This window comes from Streptomyces sp. NPDC107522, from assembly GCF_055657525.1.
Map to the genome: position 1 here is coordinate 271,997 of NZ_JBVKAU010000005.1, position 23,195 is coordinate 295,191.

The window sequence follows — 23,195 nt, forward strand, 5'->3', positions numbered from 1 at the left end:
AGGCCGCCATGAACACTCAGCGCAGGATCCTGTGGCCGGGAGCCGTCATGGGCGCCGTCGTGCTGATGGCCGGCGCCTGCTCCGGGAGCGCGGGCGGGTCGGAGAACGCGAGCGCCGGCGACTGTGTGCATGTCGTCGACGAGGACACCGGACAGACGGGCAAGGACTGCTTGCCGCTCGCTCCCCGCAGTGACCGCGTCGACCTGACCGAGCCGGTGTTCTCCCACTCGACCCGGGTCACCAACCCTTTGCACCCCACCGGCGAGGTCGACCAGGTCGTCATGGGCGGCCAGGTGGACGACGAGGCCTTCCGCACCGAGGTCAGCCTGCTGCCCGGCACCAAGACCATCAAGTTCGACGGCAAAACGGTCCAGGCCCTGACCCAGCAGTACGTCGCCTTCGCCGACGGCCGCATCCACGAGGTCGCCCTCGACTGGTACGCCCAGGCCGACGACGGTTCGGTCTGGTACCTCGGCGAGGACGTCTTCAACTACGAGGACGGCGTGGTCGCGGACACGGAGGGCACCTGGCAGGCGGGCCGGGACGGGGCGCCACCGGCGATGATCATGCCCGCGCATCCGGAGAAGGGGGACGTGTACCGGCCGGAGAACCTGCCCGGCGTCGTCTTCGAGGAGGTCACCGTGCGGAAGACCGGGCAGACCGTCGACGGGCCGTACGGGAAGGTCGAGGGCGCGATGACCGTGCGCGAACTGCACATGGACGGCTCGACCGAGGACAAGACCTTCGCCCCGGGCTACGGCGAGTTCTCCACCGGGAACGCGAACGGCGACCTGGAGGCGGTGTCGCTGGCGGTGCCCACCGACGCCGAACAGGGGCCGCTGCCAAGGGAGTTGGCCGCACTCGACCGGGCGGCCCGCGCCGTGCAGGACGGCAAGGTCACCGACGCCGACCTGGGCGGGGTGCGGGACGCGTGGACGGCGTACCGCGACTCCGAAGCCGTACCGAAGCTGCTGGAGCGGCAGATGACGCGCGACCTCGACACGCTCGACGAGGCCGTCGGCGCGAAGGACGAGGAGGAGACGCTGGGCGCCGCACTGCGGGTGGCCCAGAACACGTCGGATCTGCGGCTGCGTCACGAGCCGGTGCGGACGGTGGATGTCATCCGGTTCGACATGTGGGCACGGCAGTTGGGGATCGACGCGGCAGCCGGGGCCGAGGGGGCGGTCGCCGGTGACGTCACCAGCCTCGAACTCGTCTGGGAGCGGCTGAAGGACGAGGTGCCCAAGGTCAAGGCGGCCGCGGTGACGGCAGACCTGCGCGAGGCCCGCGAGGCCGCCGACCGCGGGGACATGGCGGCGGCGCAGCGGTTGGCGCCGGGCTTGGCGGAGGCGATCGCGGCGCTGAGGGGCTGAAGGGCTCAGGGGTTCGGCGGCGGCCGTCGCCGACGTGCGGCGCTGACCCCGGTCACGAACCGTCGGAGTCGGAGCCCGTCGGGTTCAGCTCCATCGGCGCGATCTTGCCCTCCAGCATCGTGCCCAGGCCCTGCACCGCGCAGACGTCGGGCCGCTCGGCGATGTGCACGGGCATGCTGGTGGCCTGCCGCAGCATCTCGTCGAACCCGGGCAGCAGCGCACTGCCGCCGACCATCATGATCCCGCGGTCGGCGAGGTCGGCGACCAGGTCGGGCGGGCAGTCGCGCAGCACCTTGCCGATGCTGTCGAGGACGGCGGTGAGCGGCGTCTGGATGGCGTCCCGTACGGCCGCGGTGTCGACCTGGACGCTGCGGGCGAGACCGGTGCAGACGTCCCGGCCGTGGATCTCGGTGGAGGCGGGACCATGGGGTGTGAGGCCGTTGCCGGAGAGCGCCAGCTGCAGGGGCCGCACGCTCTGGCTGGGCAGCATGAGTTCGTGCTCGTGCCGCAAGTGCTGCACGATGGCGTGGTCGACGGCCTCACCGCCGACCCGGACGCGTTCGGCGGTGACGATGTTGCCGAGGGAGAGCACGGCGACCTCGGTCGCGGCCGCCCCGCACACCATGATCATGCTGGCCTCGGGCTGCTCCACGGGCAGCCCGCAGCCCACGGCGGCGGCGATCAGCGTGTCCACCAGCTCCACGCGCCGCGCGCCCAGCCCGACGAGCGTCTCCATGGCGGCGCGCCGGGCGAGCGGGTCGGGGTTGTGCGGCGTGCAGACCGCGGCGCGCAGGAAGGGCTTGCGGCGCAGGGAGCGGCGCATCTTGTCGCCGAGGAGGTGCCGCAGCATCCGCTGCGCCATCTCGATGTCGACGACGGTGCCGCCGGAGACGGGCCGTACGACGCGGATGTAGTCCGGGGTGCGCCCGGTCATCCGCTCCGCGAACTCGCCGACCGCGATCAGGGCGCCGGTACGGGTGTTGACGGCGGCGGCGGAGGGCTGGTCGACGACGAGCCCGGCGCCCTTCACATAGACGCGGGTCCTGGCCGCCCCCAGGTCGACGGCGAAGTGGCAGCGACGCAGCTGCTCCAGCGTGGCGGTCATGGGGGGTCCTCCCGAGAACGCAGACCATGGGGTCCGCCGGGTGGGTGGCGGGCCTCGCTCGGTTGTTTCGTGTGTGCGGGGCCGCCGGGTCGGGGCCTCTTACCGCATCGTGCGGGCCGCCGGGAGGGGGGCGCCTTCTGTAGGGGGCCGGGTGGGGTGCGGCTGAATGGGGGGTTCTGGATCTGATGGAGGGTCAGGTGGGTGTGTCGGGTCCCAGGGAACGGGCGGCTTCGAGTATGGGCTGCAGTCCCGGCACGGTGAGGTCGGCCGTGTCGAAGCGTCGGCGTGCCTGCTCGGTCCGTGCGTGGCCGACGAATCGCACGCCCGCGGCGTGGGCGGCGGACTGTTCGGCCGCGGTGGAACCGATCAGCACACAGCGCTCGGGGGAGACGCCGAGCCGCTCGACGGCCCGGCGCAGGACGTCGGGGTGCGGCATCAGCCGGGTGAGGTCGGGGGAGCGTCCGTGCACACCGCCGGAGAGACAGGCGGTCAGGCCATGCCGGTCCAGGAAGGTCTCGGCGGCGCCCGCGGCGTGGTCGGTGACGACGGCCAGGGGCATGCCACGGGCGTACAGGGTCTGGACCAGCTCCTCGGACAGCGGCATGGGCCGGGTCGTTGGGGCCGCCCGTCCAGCCGCCGTGGACCACGACGGTGGCGGCCACCTCGCCGAGGCTCCCGCACTGCGGGAACGTCACGGTCACCGCCGAACGGTCGCTCCATCTGACGACGTGCGCACACGTGAGCACGCGGTGCGGGGAGATCAGGAAGCCCGCGCCGACCTCGCCCCCGCAGACGATCCGGGCGTGCCAGGCAGCGCTGCTCATGACCGTCCGGGGGTCTCCCGGCCGGCCGCGGACCGGTCGGGGGTCCAGCTGAGCTTCACCACCAGGTGGCCCTCCGTCGTCCCCTTGGCGATGACCGCTCCGGCCTCCGCGGTCAGCTTCACGCCGAATTCGAGTTCCACGGTGTCCGGTTCGAGGGAGCCGTCCCGGAAGACCCGCAACGCGGAGTCGGCCGCCGCGCGGACGCCGTCCAGGGCGGTCTCGAAGGTCCGCGTCGCCCGGGCCGGCCCGTCGCCGCGCGACACGAGACGGGCGCCGTGCTCGTCGTGGACGCCCTCCACGACGACCCTGGCGCCGCCGTCGGTCTCGAACTCCATCAACCCGTCCATGGCGCCGCTCGCTCCCCCGTGGTGTGTGACCTCGACGAACTCCATTGTTGCGGACGTCACTTGGAGATGTCCCGGGTTCCTGTGTGCAGGACTTGCAGGACTTGGGGAACGCAGCGACACCGGTCCCCGTCAGTTCCCGCTCGGAGCGCCTACGACGCCCCGGATCACCCCCAGCTCCACCAGGTCCTGCGGCCGGATCCGCAGCTGATCCGCCGTCGCCTCCACTTCCCCCGGCCCTCGCTTGAGGATCGCGGCGGCCAACTCGGGCGCTATCACCGAGAAGTAACTGTCCGGCGTGGCCCAGGTGTTGCCCGGCGCCGCCGGCGCCAGCGCTCCTCCCGAGCCGCCCTCGCCGATGACCAGCGTGGTGATCGGCGTGCGCGCGGCGGCCACGGCACCGAACAGGTCGGCGATCGCGACACCCACTCCCTGCCGCTCCGCCTCGGCGTCGTTCGCGGCACCCGGCGTGTCCACCAGCGTCAGCACCGGGATGCCGAGCCGGTCCGCGAGGCGGATCAGGCGGGCGGCGGTGCGGTAGCCGGCGGGGCGGGTCGCGGTGCCGGTCTGGGCGGCGTAGGCGACCGTACGGCCCTCGTGCTCGCCGAAGCCGCAGAGCATGCCGTCGGGGTCGGCGCCGCCGCAGCGGTCGCCGCTGATCGTGACGCGGTGGGTGAAGTAGGCGTCCAAGTAGCGTGCGGCGCGAGGGCGTTCGGGCGACCGGGCACGCCGCACCGCGTCCCAGCCGGTGGTGGGGACATCGTCGAGGCCGAGGGCTGATGGAAGCGGGGCGGCCGGGAATGCCGGGCCGGGCGTCTCCGGGGGCGTCGGGCCGGGCGCGCCGGATGTCTCCGGGATTGTCCGGCCGGGCGTGTCTCGGGCGGGCGGAGCCGCCTGGCCGGGCCCCGCCTGATCCGCCGGGGGCGTCCCGCTGGGTGTCGTGCGTTGCGCCTGTCGATCCGGCAGCCGCGACGCTCCACGAGCCGGCGGCCCCGCCAGCAGCCGCAGCCACGACCCCAACACCCCCCGCAGCTCCTCCGCGCGGACCACCGCGTCCACCGCCCCCGCCCTCACCTGCGCCTCCGCCGTGTACGCCGCCGGATCCGCGTCCGCCGGCCGGACCCGGGAGCCCGCGAAGCCGACCTGGGCGCCGGGCAGGGCGAGGGTCACGTCGGCGCCGGCGCCGAGGGTGGCCCAGCCGCCGCCGGTGGTCGGGTCCCGCAGCACGGCGATCTGGGGCAGCCCGGCCTCCCTGGTGAGCGCCGACTGGCGGGCCACGCGCTGGAGTTGGGTCAACGCGAGCATGCCCTCCTGCATACGGCTTCCTCCCGTCGCCACCAGCGGGACAACGGGGAGGCGGCGGGCGCGGGCGTAGGTGTACGCCGCCTCCAGCCGGTCGCCGGTGCGTTCGCCCAGTGAGCCGCCCAGGAAGCCGAACTCGAACGCGATCAGGACCGCGCGCGTGCCCTCGACGGTGCCGGTGCCGCAGATCACCGACTCCTCCTCGCCCGTGCGCTCGGCGGCGCGGGCGCGCGAGGCGTCGTAGCCGTGCCAGGCGAGGGGGCCGTCGGGGGTGGAGGCCTTGGCCGCGTACGGGAGTTCGGTGAAGTCGTCGGCGACCAGGGCGACGGCCTCCCGGGCGGAGAGGCGGTTCTGGGTGGGCTGTTCAGTCATGGGTCAGCGCCCGCTTCATGATCTTCCCCATGTCGTTGCGGGGGAGCGCCGTGAGGTAGTGGACGGTGCGCGGTCGTTTGTGCGGCGCGAGGCGGTCGGCGACGTGGTCGGCCAACTCGGCGGCGGCAGGCGGGGATTCCGGGTCCGCCGGGACCACCCAGGCCACGATGCGCTCGCCCAGGTCCGCGTCCGGCTCCCCGGTGACCGCCGCCTCCCGCACCCCGGGGTGTTCGAGGAGCGCGTTCTCGATCTCGCCGGCCCCGATCTTGTAACCCCCGCTCTTGATCAGGTCGGTGGCCTTGCGGCCGACGATACGGACGTAGCCGTCGGGATCGCGCACCGCCATGTCGCCGGTGCGGAACCAGCCGTCCGCGGTGAAGGCGGCGGCCGTCGCGTCGGGGCGGTTGAGGTACTCGGTGAACAGGTTCGGGCCGCGCACCTGGATCTCGCCCACGGTCTCGCCGTCGTACGACGCGATCGGCGTCCCGTCCTCCTCCACGAGCCGCAACTCCACGCCCGGCAGCGGGACACCGACGGTTCCCGCGCGGGGTTCGCCGTCCGCGCGGACGCTCGTGTTCATCAGCGTCTCCGTCATGCCGTACCGCTCGACGACCCGCTGCCCGGTCGCGGCCGTGATCCGCTCGTGGTCGTGCACCGGGAGCGCGGCCGAGCCCGAGACCAGCAGGCGGGCCCTGCCCAGTGCCTTCGCCAGCTCCGGCTCCTCGGGGAGCGCCTGGGCGATGCGGTGGTACATCGTCGGCACGCCGAACACCATGGTCGCGCCGTGGTTCAGCTCGCGCGCGACGCCCTCCGTGCTGAACCTGCCCAGGTGACGTACCGATCCGCCGCGGCGCAGCGGGCCGAGGATGCCGAGAACCAGGCCGTGCACGTGGAACAGGGGCAGGCCGTGCACGAGGACGTCGTCGCCGGTCCACTGCCAGGCGTCCGCGAGCGCGTCCAGGGTGGCGGTGATCGCCCGGCGCGGGATGACCGCGCCCTTCGGCGGGCCGGTGGTGCCGGAGGTGTAGACGATCAGAGCCGGGTCGGCCTCGGTGGCCTGCTCGTCGGGGCGGGGGCCGGCGGCTCGCACGTCGACGTCCATGCGGTCCAAGTCACTGAGCGGGGCCGGGAGTTCATCGCCCGGCGCCGCGAGTACGAGGCTCGGCGCGCTGTCGGACAGGATGTGCCCCAGCTCCTTCTCCCCCGACTTCGGGTTGAGCGGCACGGCGGCGATCCCGGCCTCCAGCGCCGCCACCACGGCGACGGCGCTCTCCAGTGCGGGCGTCGCCCAGACGGCCACCCGGCCCGCGCCGCCGATCCGCGCCGCGAGGGCGCCGGAGGCGGCGCCGAGCTCGCCGTATGTCAGGGAGCGGTCGCCGAACCGCAGGGCCGGCCGGTCGGGCCGGCTGCCGGTCAGGGCCGGAAAGAGAGAGGACACGCGTCGTACTCCTTAGCTGTCGCCGTCGATTGCAGTCTGTCGTCCGCGGGGACTATCCCCAGCCCGGCACGACCATCACCAGCCACACCGCCGCGGGTACCACCGCGACAACGATCCCTCCGTACACCATCAGCTGCCGGAAGAACCGCTCACGGTCGACATCCGGTGCCGCGGCCAGCACCAGCGCGCCGTTCGTCGAGAACGGACTCACGTCCACGACCGTCGCCGACACCGCGAACGCCGCCACCATCCCGACCGCGCCGATCTCGCCCTGCGCCAGGAACGGCACGGCGAGCGGGATGAGCGCGCCCATGATGCCGACGGACGAGGCGAAGGCCGACACGAGCGCGCCGATGTAGCAGAGCAGCACCGCGGACAGCAGCGGTACGCCGATGTCGCTCACGCCCTCGCCGGCCCAGGTGATGGTGCCGATCTCCTCCAGCACGCCGACGTACGTCAGCACACCGCAGATCACCAGGACCGTCGGCCACGCGATCTCGCCGACCGCCTTGCGGCTGTCGTCGGGCCAGGCGGCGCTGAGGACGACGGCGAGGGTGATCGCGGTCAGGCCCGCGTCCAGGTCGAGGACGAGGACGGCGATGACGAGGGCGATGAGGGAGAGGAGGGTGGCGATTCGGGGTGGGGTGAGGGGGAGGGCGAGGGTGTCGGTGGGGGCGGGGGTTGTTTCGCGGGTGGCGGTCGTGGCGGTCGTGGCGGTCGTGGTGGTTGTGGGGGAGGGGTGGGTGCCGGGATCTGTCGTAGTCCCCGTACCGCTCCGTTGTGGCTGGTCGCGCAGTTCCCCGCGCCCCTTTGGGGCGTGTCCGGCGCCCTCCCTCCACAGCCCGAGGCCTCCGCACGCGACGAAGACCACCGCCGCGATGACGAGGTTGACGATCAGCGACGCCAGGAAGAGGGCGACCTCGTTCCCCGGCAGCTTCTCCCGCTCGACGATGCCGTTGACGATGGAACCGTAGATGCTGATCGGGGAGAAGCCGCCGGCCTGCGCACCGTGCACCACCATGGCGCCCATCAGCAGCGGGCTGATCCGGTACCGGGCGGCGAAGCTCAGTGCGACGGGCGCGACGATCGCCACGGCGGCCGGGCTCACGGCGCCGATCGCGGTGAGCGAGCCGGTGAGGGCGAACATCACCCAGGGGATGAGAGCCACCCGGCCCCGGACGAGCCGGATGGAGGCGTGCACCAGCCAGTCGGTGGTGCCGTTGGCGCGGGCGATGGCGAAGAGGTACGTGACGCCGACGAGTACCACGAACAGGTCGCCGGGGAAGCCGGCGAAGATGCCGTCCGCGTCGAGGTCGGCGACGAGGGTGCCGACCGCGAAGGCGGCGGCGAAGGCGAGCGCGCCCATGTTGATCGAGCGGGTCGTGGCGATGACGAACACCACGGCGAGAACGAGGATCGAGACGAGTTCGGGGGACATACGGGCTCCCGTCTTTGGGTCCCGGAGCGGTTGCGGGTTCCACACCCGCTTCAGTGGCTGAGTGGCTGAGCCAATTCGGGGTGCTGGCTGGACAGCGTGGGCGCGCGGGGAGCGGACGTCAAGGGGTCGCGCAGGAATTGGCTCAGCCACTCGACCACTCAACCGCCCGGCCACTCACCCGGCCCGGTGTTACGCTCCCGGCGAGAGGGGGACCCCGTGACCGACGACGCCCTGCGCCCCATGACCAAGCAGCGCCTCTACGAGCAGGTGCTCGACCGGCTGCGCGCATACGTCGCCGAGGGCGGCCTCGGCGCCGGGGACCGGCTCCCGACCGAACGCGACCTGGCCCAGCGGCTCGGAGTCAGCAGGGCCTCGGTGAAGCAGGCGATCGTGGTCCTGGAGGTGCAGGGCCTGGTGGAGGTACGGCACGGGGGCGGCACGTACCTCGTCCGGGACAGCCTCGACGTGGAGCCGGTGGACCGCATGGTCGAGCGCCGCCGACGCCTGCCCGACGTCCTGGAGGCCCGCGAGGCCCTGGAGACCAAACTCGCCGAACTGGCCGCCGAGCGCCGCACGGAGGAGGACCTCGCGGCGATGCGGGCGGCGCTCGCGCACATGGCGAAGGAGATCGAGGAGAACCGCCCCGGCGTGGAGGGCGACCGCCTCTTCCACGCCGCGGTCACCGCCGCCGCCCACAGCAGCATCCTCGCCGAGTTCATGCGCTCCATCGCCGACCAGATCGCCGAGAGCCGCACCGAGTCCCTCCGCCAGCCCCACCGCCCCACCCGCTCCCTCGCCCAGCACCAGGCCATCCTCGACGCGATCGAGTCCGGCCGCCCCGCCCAGGCGGCCACCGCCATGCGACGCCATGTCCGCACGGTGGCGAAGGTGCGGTTGCTGGACTGGGAACCGGAGGGCGAGGACCGGTAGGGCCGGTCGGACTGGTGGGCCTGTAGGTCCGGTGGAGCCGGTCGCGCCGCGCGGGCCGTCCGTCAGGCCGCCCTCTCCGCCACGTCCGGGTGTCTGTCCCGGTTCCGGAAACGCTTGTTAACCTGCGCCTCGCGCCACCGTCCCGTCCGCTCGCACAACCGCCCTGCCCGGAGGAACCGACGTGCCCCGCATAGCCCTCGTCACCTGCCGTCCCGGCCCCGAGGTCGCCGTCGACCGGGACCTGCCCGTGCTGGTGCAGGTGGTGCGGGACGCCGGGGCCGACGTCGACGCCGTGTGCTGGGACGACGACGTGGTCGAGTGGGGCGGCTACGACCTTGCCGTGATCCGTTCCACCTGGGACTACAGCTGGCGTGCGGCGGAGTTCCTGGCGTGGGCGGAGCGGTGCGGGAAGGCGACGCGGCTCGCGAATCCGGCCGGCGTGGTGCGGTGGAACGCCGACAAGCGGTACCTCGGGGACCTCGCCGCCGCCGGGGTGCCGGTCGTGCCGACCCGGTACATAGCCCCCGGCGAGGCTGTCGACGGCTTTCCGCTCGATTACGAGTACGTCGTCAAGCCCACCTCCGGCGCGGGCGCGCGGTTCGCCGCCCGCTACACACCCGACGACCACGACACGGCCGTACGGCAGCTCGCGCGCATGCACGCGGAGGGGTTCACCGCGATGGTGCAGCCCTACCTCAAGAACATCGACGTCAGCGGGGAGCGGGCGCTGCAGTTCTACGGCGGCCGCCTGCTGCACGCCAGCCGCAAGGGCGCCGTCCTCACCCCCGGGACGCCCTACGACGAGCGCAAGGTCGCCCACCCGGGCCTCGAAGCCTGGACCCCCACCCCGGCCGAACTCGCCGTCGCCGAACGCGCCCTGGCCGCCGTACCGGAGGCCGCCGAGCTGCTGTACGCGCGCGTGGACCTCGTCGACGGGGAGGACGGGCAGCCGCAGGTCATGGAGCTGGAGCTCGTCGAGCCGAACCTGTTCCTGTCGCTGCACCCGGGTTCGGTGCCGGCGGTCAGGGACGCGATCCTGGGGGCGGCGGGGTAACGCCGCTCGGGGTCCGTCGCTCCGGGTCGGCTGCCCCGCGTCAGTCGCCGAACTGCTGCTCGTGGCGGTGGGTGCCGCGGGCCAGCTCCTGCAGGATCTCGTGCTCGCTCTTCCCGGTCTCCTTGGCGATCTTGTGCAGCAGCATGGCGCAGAGGGCCGCGGCGCCGTCCATCAGCGCCTCGGTCGCCGTCGGGTCCTCGCGGCGCCGCTCTGCCACGTACGCGGCCAGCAGGTCGTTCCCGGACACGTAGGCGGTCATGAGCTCGATGCCGGTACGGATGCGGTCGTAGTCGCTACTCATGGGCCGAACGATCGCACACGCCCGGCGCTCCCCGCGGTTCAGCCACCGACCGCCACCCGCTGCAACAACCCCCACGTGAACTCCGCCACCACCTCCCGCCGCACGCCCTCCCCGTCCGGCGCGGTGAACGCCAGCCCCCAGCGTGTCGGGGCCGTGCCCTCCAGGGGGCGGGCGGGGGCGAAGGCGCGGGCCGCCTCGTCGACCGTGCAGGACCAGGGAGTGAGGTCGTCGAGGGTGCGCAGGGACGGGCCCTCGGCTCCCGGGGCGCGGACCAGCCACTCGTTCCAGACCGCGCCGTCGGGGGCGAGCAGCGCCTCGAAGCGCAGGTCCGGCCAGAGGGGGAGTGGCCACAGCCAGGCCTCGCAGTCCAGGTCCCCGATCTTGCGGGTGACCACGGACTCGGGCGTACCCAGGACAGAGCGGTACCGGGAGGCGGCGGCGCGCGCCCGCGGCGAGCGGACCATCGCCTGCCACCGCTTGTTCGCCTCGCGCATCTCGGCCAGCGAGACACCCAGTTCACGCCGCGCGTCCTCCACCAGGTCCGGATTGTGGTCGGCCATGCGGCGCAGCAGCACCAGCTGGAAGTGGAGCGGGGTGAAGGGGCCGGCGGGGTTCGTTCCGCCGCTAGCGGCGCGCTTTCCGGAGGGCATGCGCTCCATCGTCGCCGATCGGACGGCGGCCGTCGGGGAGAAAGAGGACCGAATTGACGTACCGGGGTCCGCGGAAGGGCAGGACCCGGCGCAGCAGGCCCTGGGTGACGACGTGCGAGGTCTCCGCCTGGTGGTCCTCCAGCGGGAAGTGGGAGAGGGGGATCCAGTCCTGGCCGGGCAGGACCCAGCCGTCGTAACCGAGCAGCGACAGATACGTCACCACCGGGCCGATCGGCTGGATGCGGGACTCCAGCTCGATGAACAGGGCGGGCCGGTCGCGCGCCAGGATGCCGGTCGCGCCGCGCAGCACGGCGAGCTCGCTGCCGTCCACGTCGACCTTGACGAACCCGACGTCCTTGAGACCGAGTTCGTCGAGCGTGACACAGCTGACCGGCAGTGCGGTGGCGTGGATGTTCCGGCGGACCAGGGAGGACACCCCGCGGTCACCCGCGTCGTGCGGCGGCAGCCAGAGCCGGGCCGCGCCGGGGCGTTCGGCCGCCGCGGCCTGCACGACCCGGACGTTCGGCGGAGCCGTCGCCGCCAGCAGCCGCGCCAGATGAGGGACCGGTTCCACGGTCACCACCCGGCGTGCCCGCCTCGACAGCCGCCGCGTCCACGGGCCGTACCAGCCGCCGACGTCCACGGCCGTGCCGCACCCGGCGGGACACAGTTCCGCCAGCCGGGCCAGCTCCGGCTCGAAACGCGGGTACACGGCCCGGGCGACGGCGGCGACCAGGCGGGTGGGCAGCAGAGGGGCGATGTGCGCAGCCAGGGTCATGGGGCCATCCGTTTGAGGAGTTCCTCGTGCTCGTCGTCGGAGACCTGCTCCCCGGAGGCCGGCAGCAGCTGCGGGATGCCGTCGATGATCGGGTAGCGGCGGTGCAGGCGCGGGTTGTACAGCGCCTCGGCCGTCTCGGCGGTCTCGTCCGCATCGTCCGGCCCGTCCGGTACGACGAGGTGCAGCGGGCCCTTGTCCAGCGGGCACGCCAGGATCTGCAGGAGCGGGTCGTCGGGTTTCATGGCGGGGTCAACTCCTTGGCTCCTATGGGGGGTTGGGGAGAAGGTGCGGGAGGGTCGTGCCGCGGCATCGACAGCAGTACGGCGACGGCGAGCGCCGTTCCCGCGACCCGCAGCGCCAGCCGCAGCGGATCCTCGGGCAGCGCCTCGCCGAACGACAGCGTGCCGAGCACGGCCGTGTAGAGGCAGGTCACGGTCGTGCACACCGGCACGATCAGCGAGGCCCGGCAGCGCTGCAGCGCCGCCTGCGACATGACCAGCCCGAACGCTCCGGTGAAGAGGAGGAGGTACGGGTACGGGGAGCGGAGGAGGTCGAGGAGCGCGCCGCCGATTCCGCTCGTCGTGAGATAGCTCGACACCCCCTTGATGGCGAGCGAGCTCACCCCGTACAGCAGCCCCACCGCCACGCCGTACTCGACGCCGGTCGTCGGCAGCCGGTGCCGGTGCCGGGCCCTGCGCTCGGCGGAGTTGTACAGCCATACGCCGGCCGCCAGCGACGGCACGCACACCAGCAGGATCAACGGATACGGGGCGGCGTGGCTGACGGTCTCCGAGCCCTCCCGCAGCGACAGCACGACCATCAGCAGCGCGGCGAGGATCGCACCGAGCGCGTACCGCTCCCGCCCGCTGGTCTCCTCGCCCAGCAGCCGCGCGGAGAGCAGGACGAGGAGGACCAGGCCGGAGACGAAGATGCCCTGCGCGGCGGCGATCGGCAGCGTGCGGTAGACGACGAGCTGGGCGCCGAAACCGGCGGCGAGGGAGAGCGAGCCGCCGATCCACAGCGGGCTGCCGAGCACCAGCCGCAGCAGTCGGGCGGGTTGCCGGATGCTCACCTGCGGCAGTGCGGTGAGCGCCCGTTTCTCCAGGACGAAACCGAGGCTGTAGAGGGTGTTCGCCATGAGGGCCGCGGCCACTCCCCACCACATGGTCACGCCCCTTACGTCCGTCGTGCGTGCAGCAGCAGGATCGACGCGAGGGGTGGTCTGGCGCAGGCCAGCCGGTCGAGGGGCCGGAGGGGACGCGGTACGCCATGGAAGGGCGCGCCCGCGAGGCGTACGACCTCGAAGCCGGACGCGGCCACGAACTCCCGCAGCGCACGGGCGGTGTAGAGCCGCAGATGCCCCACGACCTCCCGCCCCGGCCGCCCGTGGATGGCCCGCAGGCTGACCTCCGAGAACACCGGCTGCACCCCGGCCAGCAGCAGGGCGCGGTTGTACCAGGCGGCCAGGTTCGGGGTGGAGAGCATGAGGTGGCCGCCGGGGCGCAGCACCCGGCGGATCTCGTCCAGGGCGGCGTCCGGGTCGACGAGGTGCTCGATGACCTCGCTGAACAGCACGGCGTCCGCGGAGCCGGTCCTGAACGGCAGCCCACCGCCCGTGAGTTCACCGCGGACGGCGTACGGGATCCGGGTGCCGGCCCGTCGTAGGGCGTCCTGGGACCAGTCGATGCCGATGATGCGGTGGCCGGGGAGGAAGGGGGCGGCGGTGGCGGCCGCGGTTCCGTCGCCGCAGCCGATGTCGAGGATCGTCCGCGGTGGTGTGGCGGGCCCGAGAGCGTCGGCCAGCATGCGGGCCTGGCGGCGGCTGCGGGGGGTGCCGGAGGCGACGGGGACGGCGGGGTTCTCGTAGAAGTCGCGCAGTTCGGGGGGCTTCACGGGGGAGGTCGTGGTCACGGGGTCACCTCCGTGGTGTGCAGGTAGTGCTCGAAGAGGTCCCGGAGGTGGGCGCCGTCTCCGTGGCTGAGCAGGGCGCGCGACCAGCGCAGGGCGAGGTGGAGGCGGCCCGCGGTGGAGGCGGTGGTGACGGTGAGGCCACGGGGCATCCTTGCGGGCGCCGAGAACCACACGGCGTGCGCGCGGCCCGCCTCCTCGCCGAAGTCCAGGGGGTACGGGATACGGCCGATGTTGCTGAGGAGGGTCGTCGAGGTCCAGGGCGCGGCGGCTCTGCGCAGGCCGCGGGTGAGGGCGGCTCGGACGGCGACGGGGGCCCACGGGGCGGTGAGGAGGGAGGCGCCGTGGCCGAGCTGGGGGCGGGGGAGGGACTTGAGGGCGCGGGTGCGCAGTGCCGTGCGGCGCAGCAGGGCGGGCATGTCGTCGTCGGCCCGCTTCAACTCGTCGGGAGTGAAAGGGACTTCGACCAGTCTGGTGCCGTTGCCGATGGGCATGGTGGTGTCTCGGGGGCGGTCGTCCACGGGCATCGTGATGCGGAGGGGGCGGGGGTGGGCGCCGTGTTCTCTGTTCCAGTGGGCGATGGTCAGGGCGGTGCTGACCATGAGCTGGTCGTTGACCGTGTAGGGGGAGCCCTTGGGGCGGTGGGGGAGGGGGAGCTCGGTGACGAGCATGCCGTTGCCGGGGGAGGGTTCGGGGGTGCCTTGCGCTACCCGCGCGGGGTGGGACCAGTTGGAGGGGGCTTCTTCGGGGGGTGGGGGTGTTTCGGAGGCGGTGCGGGTGGGGGCTGCGGCGGGGGAGTTGTCCTTGCCGCCGTAGAGCTCTGCGGCGGTGGCGAGGACGCGGAGGCAGGCTGGGCCGTCGAGGGCGGTGTGGTTGATGGTCAGGAACAGCACCGTGCCTTTGCCGTGACCGGCGTTGCCGCTCGGGGGTCGGGTCGCTTGCCCGCGCTTGCGGGGTGCCGCTCCCTGTGGGTCGGGAGTCGCTCCAGCGGCACGACTGCCCGCAGCTACGCCGGGCCGACTGCTCGCGGCTGCTGCGGTGCGGGTGCCCGCGGCTGCGGTGGTTTCGCCGACTGCGTCCGTCGCCTCGCTGCCCTCGACCGGGCCGCCCCCCTCCACCACCTCCAGCCGTATCGGCGGCGACAAAGACAACGGCGGCGCCTCCGTCAGCGCCCGCGTCCGCGCGTCCCGCAACGCATCCCTCCCGGGTGCCGGAAAGCTCACCACCTCCACGTCCGGTTCCGCCGTCAGCTCCCACTCGTACCGGCGGCGATACCACCGCCCCGGCGCCTCCCGCATGAGGATCCGCGGATGCCGGCGCAGCGCCTCGGCCAAAGCCGTACGCAAGCGATCGGGATCCAGCCGCCCCGGCAGATGGACCTCGATGTGGACAGTCTCCGGCTCCTCCTCCTGGAGGCAGTGCCGGGCGACCTCGTCCACGACGGGAAACGGGACGCGTACCGGCGGCCGCAGGGGACCCTCGGCGCGTGCGGGCTGCTGCAGTGCGGTCATGTGGCGTCGCCCTTCCCCGTGTCCTCCCGTCCCGGCGCGTCCTCTGAGCGGCTCGCCCGGAACCTCGGCTTGCTGAACCTGATGCGTGCGGTCGGCGGATCGGGGTCCGGTCCGCCGGGGCCGCGCGCGGAGACGGTCGGCCCCGACTCGGGGCGGGGGCTCGGCGGGCCGGGTGGTGAAGCAGGGGGCTCAGGTGGCTCGTTCCCCGGCGCACTGCGCCCCCGCTCCCGCTGCGGCAGCCCCGGCAACGGCCGCGTCGGCGCTTCCGGAGCGACCCCCGGAGTGCCGCCACCAGCCGGCACGCCGACCGCCCCTTCCCGCTCCCGCACGCTCACCACCCCCGCGAACAGTCCCATCAGCGCGAGCAGTTGAGCCGCAGGCCCGAAGGCGCCCTCTTCCGCCCCCACCGGCTCCCCGGCCCCGACCGCAGCGGCGACCCCCGCCCCCGCGAGCGCCACGACCGCGATCGGCACCAGCAGCGCATGCCTCCGCCAGGCCACCACCGCCAGCGCCGGCACCAGCAGCGCGAACCACCCGGCGATGAACACGCCCACCACCGTCACGGCCACCGTGCCGAGCCACAGCCCAGGCAGCGGCGGAGCGGCCTGCGGCTCGTCGGGGTTCGGGGCGCGCCGACGCCACAGCACCAGCCCGGCCAGCAGCGCGATCGCCACCGCACTGCCGATCAGCCCGGCCTCGTAGGTCACCGCCGGTTCGTACGACAGCTCGACCGTGCCGCCGGCGCCCGCCGGGAGCCGCCAGCCCTGCTGCCAGCCGTCCAGCCGTACCGGCGTCAGTTCCTTGCCGTTCAGCGTGGCGTGCCAGCCGTCGTTGAAGTTCTCGTACGTCGTCAGGTAGCTCGCCGCGCCCGACCCGACGGTCACCGCGCGCCGGTCGCCGAGCCAGTCCCGTATCCCCAGCTCACGCCCCGCCGTCGCGGCGTCGGCGACGGTGCCGCGGGTCAGCGTCACGTCGGTCACCGCGAGGGGCCCGGCGTCCCCGGCCTCCACCTGGTGATCTCCGGCCGTCAGCTGCAACTCGGCGTCGTCACGCCCCCGCTGGCAGAGGGTGACGTCCACCTGCCGTCGCTCCACCAGATCCCGTACGGTCCCCTTCACGCTGGTCCGGTACAGCTCACCGTCCACCGAGACCACCGGTCCCTCCCCGCACGGCAGGGAGAACGACCGGCCGGCCCTCGGCTGCGGGGTCCGGTACTGGTCGAGGGCCGGGATGTAGGCCTCGGTCAGGCCCACCGGCAGCCGGAGATCCTCGCCCACCATCGGGTTGTAGAGGGTCAGCGGCGCCGTCTCGGTGATCGTGATGTCCAGGCGGTCGGTGGTGATCGGCGGGAAGCGGACGTTGCCGTTCTCGTCGACGCCCGCGATCGCCGCGCCGTCCGGGGAGCTGATGTGCACCTGAGTCGGGCGGGTGGACAGGCCCCCGGCCGGCGCCAGCACGATCTCTCCCACCGCCTGCTTTCCGGGCCAGCGCAGATGGATCGTGGGCCGGTCGCCCGCGATCCATGCCGTGGTCAGGTCGCCGTCGGTGAGGTTGCGCGGCGACAGTCCCGCCCCCAGCCGCGCAGTGGAGTCGGCGGTGGCAACGATCTGGTTCCGCTGCTCCGGCGCCACCTTGTACAGCAGCTTGTCCAGCTCCTCGCCCGCCACCGGCACGGCGTTCGCCCGCACCTCGTACGTCCCCGCGGTCGACGTCGTGAAGCGCCGGTGCAGCCCGGCTTCCGTGCCCGTCGGCGACAGGCCGGTGGGGTCGGCCGTACGGGACAGGGAGACGATCTCGGCGGCGGCACCGGAGTCCTCGGCGTCGGTGGGCAGCCGCAGCAGCCGGGTCACCTGGACGTCCGGCAGACCGATCTCGGAGAAGCCCGCCCCGGTCAGACCGGGCCGCCGGGACACGGAGTCAGTGATCGTCAGCTTCATCCAACTCGTCGCGCCCGCAGGCGCCTTGACGCTCTGCGTCGATCCGTCCGGCCGGAGGAATGAGCTCACCGCTCCCTTCTCCGTCTCGACCCGCACCCGCGTGGGCGCCTCCCGCACACCCTCCTGCGGCAGCGGCGTGACCTTGAACGACGACGGCATGTCGTACGAGCCGCCCGCGAACGCGATCCGCAGCCACTCCCCGTCCGGCGACCCCTCCGCGCCCTCGGCCCACGCCGTGTCCGGATTCCCGTCGAAGGCGTTCACCGGGTCGAACTGCGGCAGGTGGAAGAGCCAGCTGCCGTACGACGACGCCGTCACCGACCGCGCACCGCGCAGCTCGGCCACCGTCTGGTGGTCGAGCCCCGTCGTGGGCAGGATCTGGTGCGGTTTCTCGCCCGCGTCCTGGGCGGCGTCGGGCGCGTTGCGCTCGCCGCGGGTGTACGTGTACGACGTGTTGGCGTTGATCAGCCCGAACCGTGTGTCCGCGCGCCGCATCCCGTCGCCGACCACCTGGAGCGGCGGTGAGCCGAGCCCGGGATGGTTGTCGCCGGTCAGCACACTGGCCCGGCCGCGCAGTTCGGACGCCAGCGGCAGCAGTGCCTCCGGACCGCCGGACACGACGGCCGTGTCGGCGACCGGCTGCAGCCCGGCCTGGTGCGGGCGCGGCACGTCGTCGCTGACCGGCTTGTAGATCTCCACCGCCCGCTGCCGTGGATACAGCCCCTCCACCTGGAGCGGGGTGTCCGGGGCGATCGTCCCGCCGGTCATGACCGGCCCGAGGCCCGTCACCCGCTCGTACCCGGACTGTTCGAGGGTCCGCTTGACGGTCGTCGTCGGGACTGCGCCGATCTGGTCGGGGTCGAGGTCGTTGCGTACGACGACGTAGTAGATCCCCGCCCGGCTCAAGTAGTCGGCCAGTCCCGGTACTTGGGCGCCGCTCGTCAGCGCCTGCTCCACGGCGTCCATGGCGCGACGGTTGCCGGGGGTGCCGAAGGGAACGTAGTCCCGCTGTGCCCAGCGCGAGTCGGCCACGACGTCCAGGGGCTGGTCGATGGTCGAGCCCCAGGTGTAGATGCCGTGCGCGGTCGCGGGGACGACGAGGACGCGGGCGTCGGGGGAGTACTTCTCCATCCAGTCGGCCGTGGCCTGCCAGTACTTCGGTATCTCCTTGAACGACCCGGGGTTGAGGATCGAGCCGTTGAGATACGGCCACATGAGCCCCGGCAGCACCAGCACCGCCGCGATCAGGGGCGCGAACCGCCGCCCCCGCACCGGCCGCGCCCCGCGCGCCTGCGCGGCCACCCCGACCAGATGGGCGAGCCCCAGCACCAACGCGAGCGCGAGCCCGGTCTGGAACTTGTAGATGTTCCGGAAGGGGACGAGCCCGCCGTTCAGCCAGTCCTGCACGACGCCGTGGAAGGGTGCGCCGAACGCGCCGCCGTACCCCGCGAGCAGGATCGGCGCGACCGTCACCACGGTCAGCACCAGCCACCGCCGCTCCGGCATGTCCCGCCGGGCCAGCCCCGCGAGCCCCAGCCCGGCCGCGAGCGCCGAGCACACGATCACGACGACGGACGAGGCGACGGTCCACCCGGCCGGCAGCCAGGCGTCACCGAAGTGCAGATAGGCGACCCAGTTCCCGGCCCCGCGCAGGGCCTCGGTCGCCGACATGGTCTCGGTCGTCGTCTGCGAACTCTCCACGTAGGGAAGGAAGTTCTCCCCGTAGGCGCCGAGCAGCAGCAACGGCACGACCCACCAGGCGGTCGCCAGAATGACACCCGGCACCCACCACCCGATCAGCTTCCGCTGCCGCGGCCCGGGCGGACGGGACAGGAGATACAGCCCGACGGGAAGCAGCGAGGCCAGCGTGGAGGCCGCGTTGACCCCGCCCATGAACGGAATGATCAGCGCCGAGCGCAGAGCGGCGACCCGGGCGGCGTACCGCTCGTTCGTCAGCGGCAGCAGCACCCACGGCAGGAACGCGCCCGGCAGCGCGGCAGCCGACGTGGACCCGACGACGATGGTGAAGACGGGCCACAGCGCATAGGCGACGGCACCGAGGAGCCGAGACCCCCCGCTGCCCACCCGCAGCCGTTCGGCCAGCCGCAAGGCCCCCCAGAACGCCACCGACACGATCAGCGACAGCCACAACCGCTCCGCCAGCCACACCGGCAGCCGTACGGCGTCGGCCAGCCAGTAGAACGGAAGCATCGGCCACAGATAGCCCGAGTACTGGTTCTGGATCCCGCCGAAACTGCCCTCGTCCTGCCACAACTGGCCGAGATCGGCGAAGAACTGCCCCGGATCGACGGTCACACCCAGCTTGGTGTCGAAGGTCTGCCGCCCCGGCTGCACCACCAGCAACAGCACGAACACCACGGCCCAGAACCCCAGCAGCCAGCGCCGCGACCGCGGCCCCTCCGGCGGCCCCGAGGCGGGCGCGGGGGTGGGCACGGCTGCCGGGGGAGGAGCCTGGACCGTGGTCGTCGTCATGGTGGACACCGCCGGAGGATGAGGAGGAGGTTCCAGGTGGCGAACTCGCGTATGCCCGGCGCCTTCACGACGGCTTCCGCGAGGAAGGGCCAGTAGCGGGACCGGGCCGAGACGATCTCCACGTCGTCGCGGGCACGGACCTGCCGCAGGGTGGTGCCGATGTGCACGGCGAAGAGGTTCTCGCCGAGAGCGTGCTTGGCGTCCCGCCCGGTACGCCGCCGGTACCGGGCACGGGCCCGCTCGGCACCGAAGTAGTGCCAGGGGGCCCACTCATGACCACCCCAAGGGGACAGCCAGTTGGTGAACGACACATAGATCAGCCCACCGGGCCGGGTCACCCGCGCCAGCTCACTCAGAAACGTCTGCGGATCGGCCACATGCTCCAGCACGTTGGAGGAGAAGGCCACGTCAGCGACCCCGTCGGACAGGGGCAACAAATACCCGTCGGCGACGACGGCCCCGTCGGGCGGCTTCTCACCGAGCTCACCGACGTCCGGCTCGAAGAGGTAGGCCTGCGCACCCCGCCGCCGGAACTCCTGGGTGAAGTACCCGCTGCCCCCACCGACGTCGACGACGGTCCGCCCGGCGAGGGGGCCGTTGTAAGCCTCGACTTGATCGGCGGCATCGCGGGCGAGAAGCGAGTAGCAGGATTCGGGATCGTCCTGCTCATGCATGAACGCACGAAAGAGGGCAACCGACCGCCGAAGTGAGGGGTCCTTGACAGCTCCGGGTGCGGGCACGTCCCTGAAGGGGCGCGGGGAACTGCGCGACCAGCCACGCACTACAGGCACTCGCGAGACGGCCCTGCCCTTACGGTGTACAGGCGTCATGACTCCTCACCGCCTCGCCGGCAACGGCCAGGAACTGCCGAACCGTCCGATCCCAGCGATAGCGTGCGGCCCGATCCCGCGCAGCCTTCCCCATCAACTCCCGCCGATGCCCGGACAACGCGAGCGTGCACCAGGCAGCAGCGAACGAAGACTCACCAGACGCCAACACTCCGGTCTCCCCGTCCACGACGGAATCCCGCAGCCCCGGCACATCAAAGGCAATGGTCGGCGTCTCCCGCGTCGCGGCCTCGGTGACGACGAGCCCCCACCCCTCCACGGCAGACGGATGAAGCAGCAGCCACGCCGCACACAGCAGCCGATGCTTCTCCGCCTCCGAGACATGCCCGACGAACTCGACGTCAGGCCCGGCGAGTTGCTCTAGAGACGCCCGCTCGGGCCCGTCCCCGACGATGACCAGCCGCCCGCCGGTGACGGGCCGCACCCGCTCCCAGAGCCGCAGGAGCAGATCGATCCGCTTGTACTCGACGAGACGGCCCACGGCGACGAACAGCGGCTCGGGCGACCGGTCACCCAGAGGCCCCGGCTCCTCGACCCCGTTGTGCACCACGCGGATACGGTCCCGCTCGACCCCGATCGCCCGCAGCGCATGCGCCGTGGACGGAGACACGGCAACCAGCAGACTCCGGCGCTGCGCACCGGTCAGCGCCCAGTGCTCAAGTCTTCGGCCGAGCCGGGCCGCAGGCGCCAACGCCCCGCCGAACCGCATGTTCCACAGATCGGTATGCACATGGTTGACCAGGCACAAGGTCGGCCCGCGATGCCAGAGGGGTGCGAAATACGGCATCCCGTTGCAGACCTCGACCAGCAGATCGCAGTCGCCGACCTGACGGGCGAAGGCGGATCTGGCGCGCAGGTAGTGGCCGTAGGAGCCGCCGGCCGACACGACCCGGTAGTCGCGGTACGCCGCCGGCCCCCCGCACAGCAGGGTGACCTGGTGGCCGAGCCGGGTGAGCCCGTCAGCGAGGCGGTCGACCAGCAGCTCGGAGCCGCCGGCGGCCTCGTTGCCCAGGTCACGGTGGGCGAGAAAAACGATTCGGCGCGGATGTGGGGGGAGCGCCGAGGGGTGCTGCTGCGCCGCCCAGGGGAGGGCGGCGGGATGGGGGTCCCCCCGCTCGAGCGAATTCGAGAGTGGGGGAGGGGAGGGCACGTGCTGGGGCATGGGTGCTCCAACTCGTCTCAGGGTGCGGAACTCAGCGTGGGGGAGGCGAGGGTTTGGGTTCCTGTGGGGGGATTCGCTGCTTCTTGGGGTTCCTTGGTCGTTTACGGTCGTTGTGAGTGGGGTGTGGACAGGCTGTGTCCGGGTGGGGTTGGACAGTTTTCGCCCGGACCTTCTCCAGGGCTACTCACCGGCGTGACAATTTCCGGCTTTATTAGAGCTGACGTCACGTCACATTGTGAGCGAGGGTTGGGGCATCTCGACCGTACCGGGAGATTCAGGCTCTTTTCGCCCTCGTACCACCAGAACACCACCCACCACCGCAAGCACGAATCCCGCCCCAGCCGCCCCGATCGGCAGCGTCTCCCCCACCATCCGCAGCAGACCGCTGTCCCGCTTCGCCTGCCGTACGGCCTCCTTCTGCGTGGCCGTGGTGAACGCGATCTTCTCGCTGTCCAGCAGCACCGCCGCGTCCTTGTCGCCGCCGGGCGCCCGCAGGGTGCGGCGCGGACCGGTCTGGGCGTAGATCACGCGACCCGTGCGCTGGTCGACGACCAGTTTGAGCCCGTGGTTGGAGTACCACTCCTCGGCCAGCACCTGCGGCCGTTTCGGCTGGTCGACGATGCTGCCGGGGACGAGCCGGGTGCCGGCCTTGCGGGGCGCGACCGTGGCGGTGAACCGGTAGCCCGTGTAGCCCTGGATCTTCTCCGTGCCGTCGTACCGCATGGTGATCGTCGTGTTGCCGGTGTTGTCCCACCACTGGTAGGAGCGCTTCTGCACGTCGAACGGGAACTTCAGATAGGCCTCGCCCTCGATGTATGGGCTCTCCTTGCAGCAGTGCACCGGCCTGGTGGTCTTCCGGTCCATCACCCAGCGGTGCGGGACGTAGTCCAGCGCGTCGTGCGGGTCGGCGGCCGGCAGCGTCTTGTCGGTGTCGACGGTGGTGATCACGTCCCAGACGGCGTTGCCGCTGCGCTCACTTTCCGCCACATTGCCGCGCACCCGCTGGGTGACGGTGATCGTCTGGTCCGGCACGGTCTCGATCTTGTCGGTGTCGAAGACACTGCCGGTGCCCTTGTAGACGGCGGTGGTGTCGATGTCGATGGGGTTCATGGCGGCACGCGGGGTCACGTACCAGGCCAGCATGGGCGCCAGTACCAGCAGAAACGTGCCGAAGCCCAGCAGGATCAACGAGAGAGGTGAAGCTGTACGGCGCATCCGGCACTCCTGGGGATTGACGCATGGTCGGCGCACACTCGGTGCACGGTCGTTGCCTGGCCGTTCTTGGGCCGGGAACCGTAGGCGTCCATTGACGGAGTGTCAATGTCTTGACGACGCCGACCCGGCTTGTCGAGACTGAACCCGACAGGGTCGGATCAGGCTGACGCCACCGGGGTGGGGAACCTCCGGACAGAGAGGCTGACCCTGCG

Annotated in this window: 20 protein-coding genes; 3 read left to right on the forward strand and 17 right to left on the reverse strand. The window is 72.4% G+C overall.

Features of this window, described 5'->3' with window-relative positions:
• The first annotated feature begins 8 nt into the window (after positions 1-8).
• Positions 9-1,373 (forward strand): hypothetical protein, encoded by a 1,365-nt coding sequence (locus ACZ7L6_RS18405; RefSeq protein ID WP_471925033.1) that lies wholly within the window; start codon positions 9-11, stop codon positions 1,371-1,373.
• A 52-nt stretch (positions 1,374-1,425) separates the two neighbouring features.
• Here the strand turns inward: ACZ7L6_RS18405 and mreB are convergent, their stop codons facing one another.
• The 6 genes from mreB to ACZ7L6_RS18435 all read right to left on the reverse strand — a co-directional run bounded on the left by mreB (position 1,426) and on the right by ACZ7L6_RS18435 (position 8,196).
• Complete coding sequence (gene mreB, locus ACZ7L6_RS18410) at positions 1,426-2,478, reverse strand: rod shape-determining protein MreB (protein WP_471925035.1); 1,053 nt, start codon at positions 2,476-2,478, stop codon at positions 1,426-1,428.
• Between the two features lie 193 nt (positions 2,479-2,671).
• Entirely contained in the window at positions 2,672-3,082 is a 411-nt protein-coding gene (locus ACZ7L6_RS18415; protein ID WP_471925037.1) for an HAD family hydrolase, read from the reverse strand.
• A 216-nt stretch (positions 3,083-3,298) separates the two neighbouring features.
• Positions 3,299-3,649: a CU044_2847 family protein gene (locus ACZ7L6_RS18420; RefSeq protein ID WP_471925675.1), complete on the reverse strand. Its 351-nt coding sequence runs from the start codon at positions 3,647-3,649 to the stop codon at positions 3,299-3,301.
• Positions 3,650-3,778: 129 nt separating this feature from the next.
• Positions 3,779-5,320 carry a carboxyl transferase domain-containing protein gene (locus tag ACZ7L6_RS18425; protein ID WP_471925039.1) on the reverse strand — a complete coding sequence of 514 codons (1,542 nt, stop codon included), beginning with the start codon at positions 5,318-5,320 and terminating at the stop codon, positions 3,779-3,781.
• Positions 5,313-6,758 carry an acyl-CoA synthetase gene (locus ACZ7L6_RS18430; protein ID WP_471925041.1) on the reverse strand — a complete coding sequence of 482 codons (1,446 nt, stop codon included), beginning with the start codon at positions 6,756-6,758 and terminating at the stop codon, positions 5,313-5,315. Before ACZ7L6_RS18430 ends, ACZ7L6_RS18425 begins: the two co-directional genes overlap by 8 nt.
• Before the next feature lie 52 nt (positions 6,759-6,810).
• Positions 6,811-8,196, reverse strand: a complete 1,386-nt coding sequence (locus ACZ7L6_RS18435; RefSeq protein ID WP_471925043.1) for an SLC13 family permease — start codon at positions 8,194-8,196, stop codon at positions 6,811-6,813.
• Positions 8,197-8,436: 240 nt separating this feature from the next.
• On the opposite strand from ACZ7L6_RS18435, the gene ACZ7L6_RS18440 reads away from it, so the two are divergent.
• The gene (locus ACZ7L6_RS18440; RefSeq protein WP_471925677.1) at positions 8,437-9,126 is read left to right on the forward strand and encodes a FadR/GntR family transcriptional regulator; all 690 of its coding nucleotides are present in this window, start codon (positions 8,437-8,439) and stop codon (positions 9,124-9,126) included.
• A 181-nt stretch (positions 9,127-9,307) separates the two neighbouring features.
• Entirely contained in the window at positions 9,308-10,180 is an 873-nt protein-coding gene (locus tag ACZ7L6_RS18445; RefSeq protein WP_471925045.1) for an ATP-grasp domain-containing protein, read from the forward strand.
• 40 nt (positions 10,181-10,220) lie between these two features.
• Here the strand turns inward: ACZ7L6_RS18445 and ACZ7L6_RS18450 are convergent, their stop codons facing one another.
• From ACZ7L6_RS18450 to pgfA, 11 genes are all read right to left on the reverse strand, one after another.
• A complete protein-coding gene (locus ACZ7L6_RS18450) occupies positions 10,221-10,481 on the reverse strand; it encodes a hypothetical protein (RefSeq protein ID WP_471925047.1) in 261 nt (86 codons plus the stop codon).
• Between the two features lie 38 nt (positions 10,482-10,519).
• On the reverse strand, positions 10,520-11,140 hold the full coding sequence (locus ACZ7L6_RS18455; RefSeq protein WP_471925049.1) for a hypothetical protein: 621 nt from the start codon (positions 11,138-11,140) through the stop codon (positions 10,520-10,522).
• Positions 11,106-11,909 carry an FkbM family methyltransferase gene (locus ACZ7L6_RS18460; protein ID WP_471925051.1) on the reverse strand — a complete coding sequence of 268 codons (804 nt, stop codon included), beginning with the start codon at positions 11,907-11,909 and terminating at the stop codon, positions 11,106-11,108. Before ACZ7L6_RS18460 ends, ACZ7L6_RS18455 begins: the two co-directional genes overlap by 35 nt.
• Positions 11,906-12,151, reverse strand: a complete 246-nt coding sequence (locus ACZ7L6_RS18465) for a Trm112 family protein (protein ID WP_471925053.1) — start codon at positions 12,149-12,151, stop codon at positions 11,906-11,908. The genes ACZ7L6_RS18460 and ACZ7L6_RS18465 overlap by 4 nt, the downstream gene beginning before the upstream one ends.
• Positions 12,148-13,062 carry a hypothetical protein gene (locus tag ACZ7L6_RS18470; RefSeq protein ID WP_471925679.1) on the reverse strand — a complete coding sequence of 305 codons (915 nt, stop codon included), beginning with the start codon at positions 13,060-13,062 and terminating at the stop codon, positions 12,148-12,150. The genes ACZ7L6_RS18465 and ACZ7L6_RS18470 overlap by 4 nt, the downstream gene beginning before the upstream one ends.
• Before the next feature lie 23 nt (positions 13,063-13,085).
• Complete coding sequence (locus tag ACZ7L6_RS18475) at positions 13,086-13,820, reverse strand: class I SAM-dependent methyltransferase (protein WP_471925055.1); 735 nt, start codon at positions 13,818-13,820, stop codon at positions 13,086-13,088.
• Positions 13,817-15,328 (reverse strand): condensation protein, encoded by a 1,512-nt coding sequence (locus ACZ7L6_RS18480; protein WP_471925057.1) that lies wholly within the window; start codon positions 15,326-15,328, stop codon positions 13,817-13,819. Before ACZ7L6_RS18480 ends, ACZ7L6_RS18475 begins: the two co-directional genes overlap by 4 nt.
• Entirely contained in the window at positions 15,325-19,758 is a 4,434-nt protein-coding gene (locus tag ACZ7L6_RS18485; RefSeq protein WP_471925059.1) for a DUF3367 domain-containing protein, read from the reverse strand. Before ACZ7L6_RS18485 ends, ACZ7L6_RS18480 begins: the two co-directional genes overlap by 4 nt.
• Positions 19,755-20,432 (reverse strand): class I SAM-dependent methyltransferase, encoded by a 678-nt coding sequence (locus ACZ7L6_RS18490; protein WP_471925061.1) that lies wholly within the window; start codon positions 20,430-20,432, stop codon positions 19,755-19,757. The genes ACZ7L6_RS18485 and ACZ7L6_RS18490 overlap by 4 nt, the downstream gene beginning before the upstream one ends.
• A gap of 136 nt (positions 20,433-20,568) precedes the next feature.
• A complete protein-coding gene (locus tag ACZ7L6_RS18495; RefSeq protein WP_471925063.1) occupies positions 20,569-21,768 on the reverse strand; it encodes a glycosyltransferase family 4 protein in 1,200 nt (399 codons plus the stop codon).
• Between the two features lie 228 nt (positions 21,769-21,996).
• A complete protein-coding gene (gene pgfA, locus ACZ7L6_RS18500; RefSeq protein ID WP_471925065.1) occupies positions 21,997-22,983 on the reverse strand; it encodes a cell envelope lipid trafficking protein PgfA in 987 nt (328 codons plus the stop codon).
• Between the last annotated feature and the right edge of the window lie 212 nt (positions 22,984-23,195).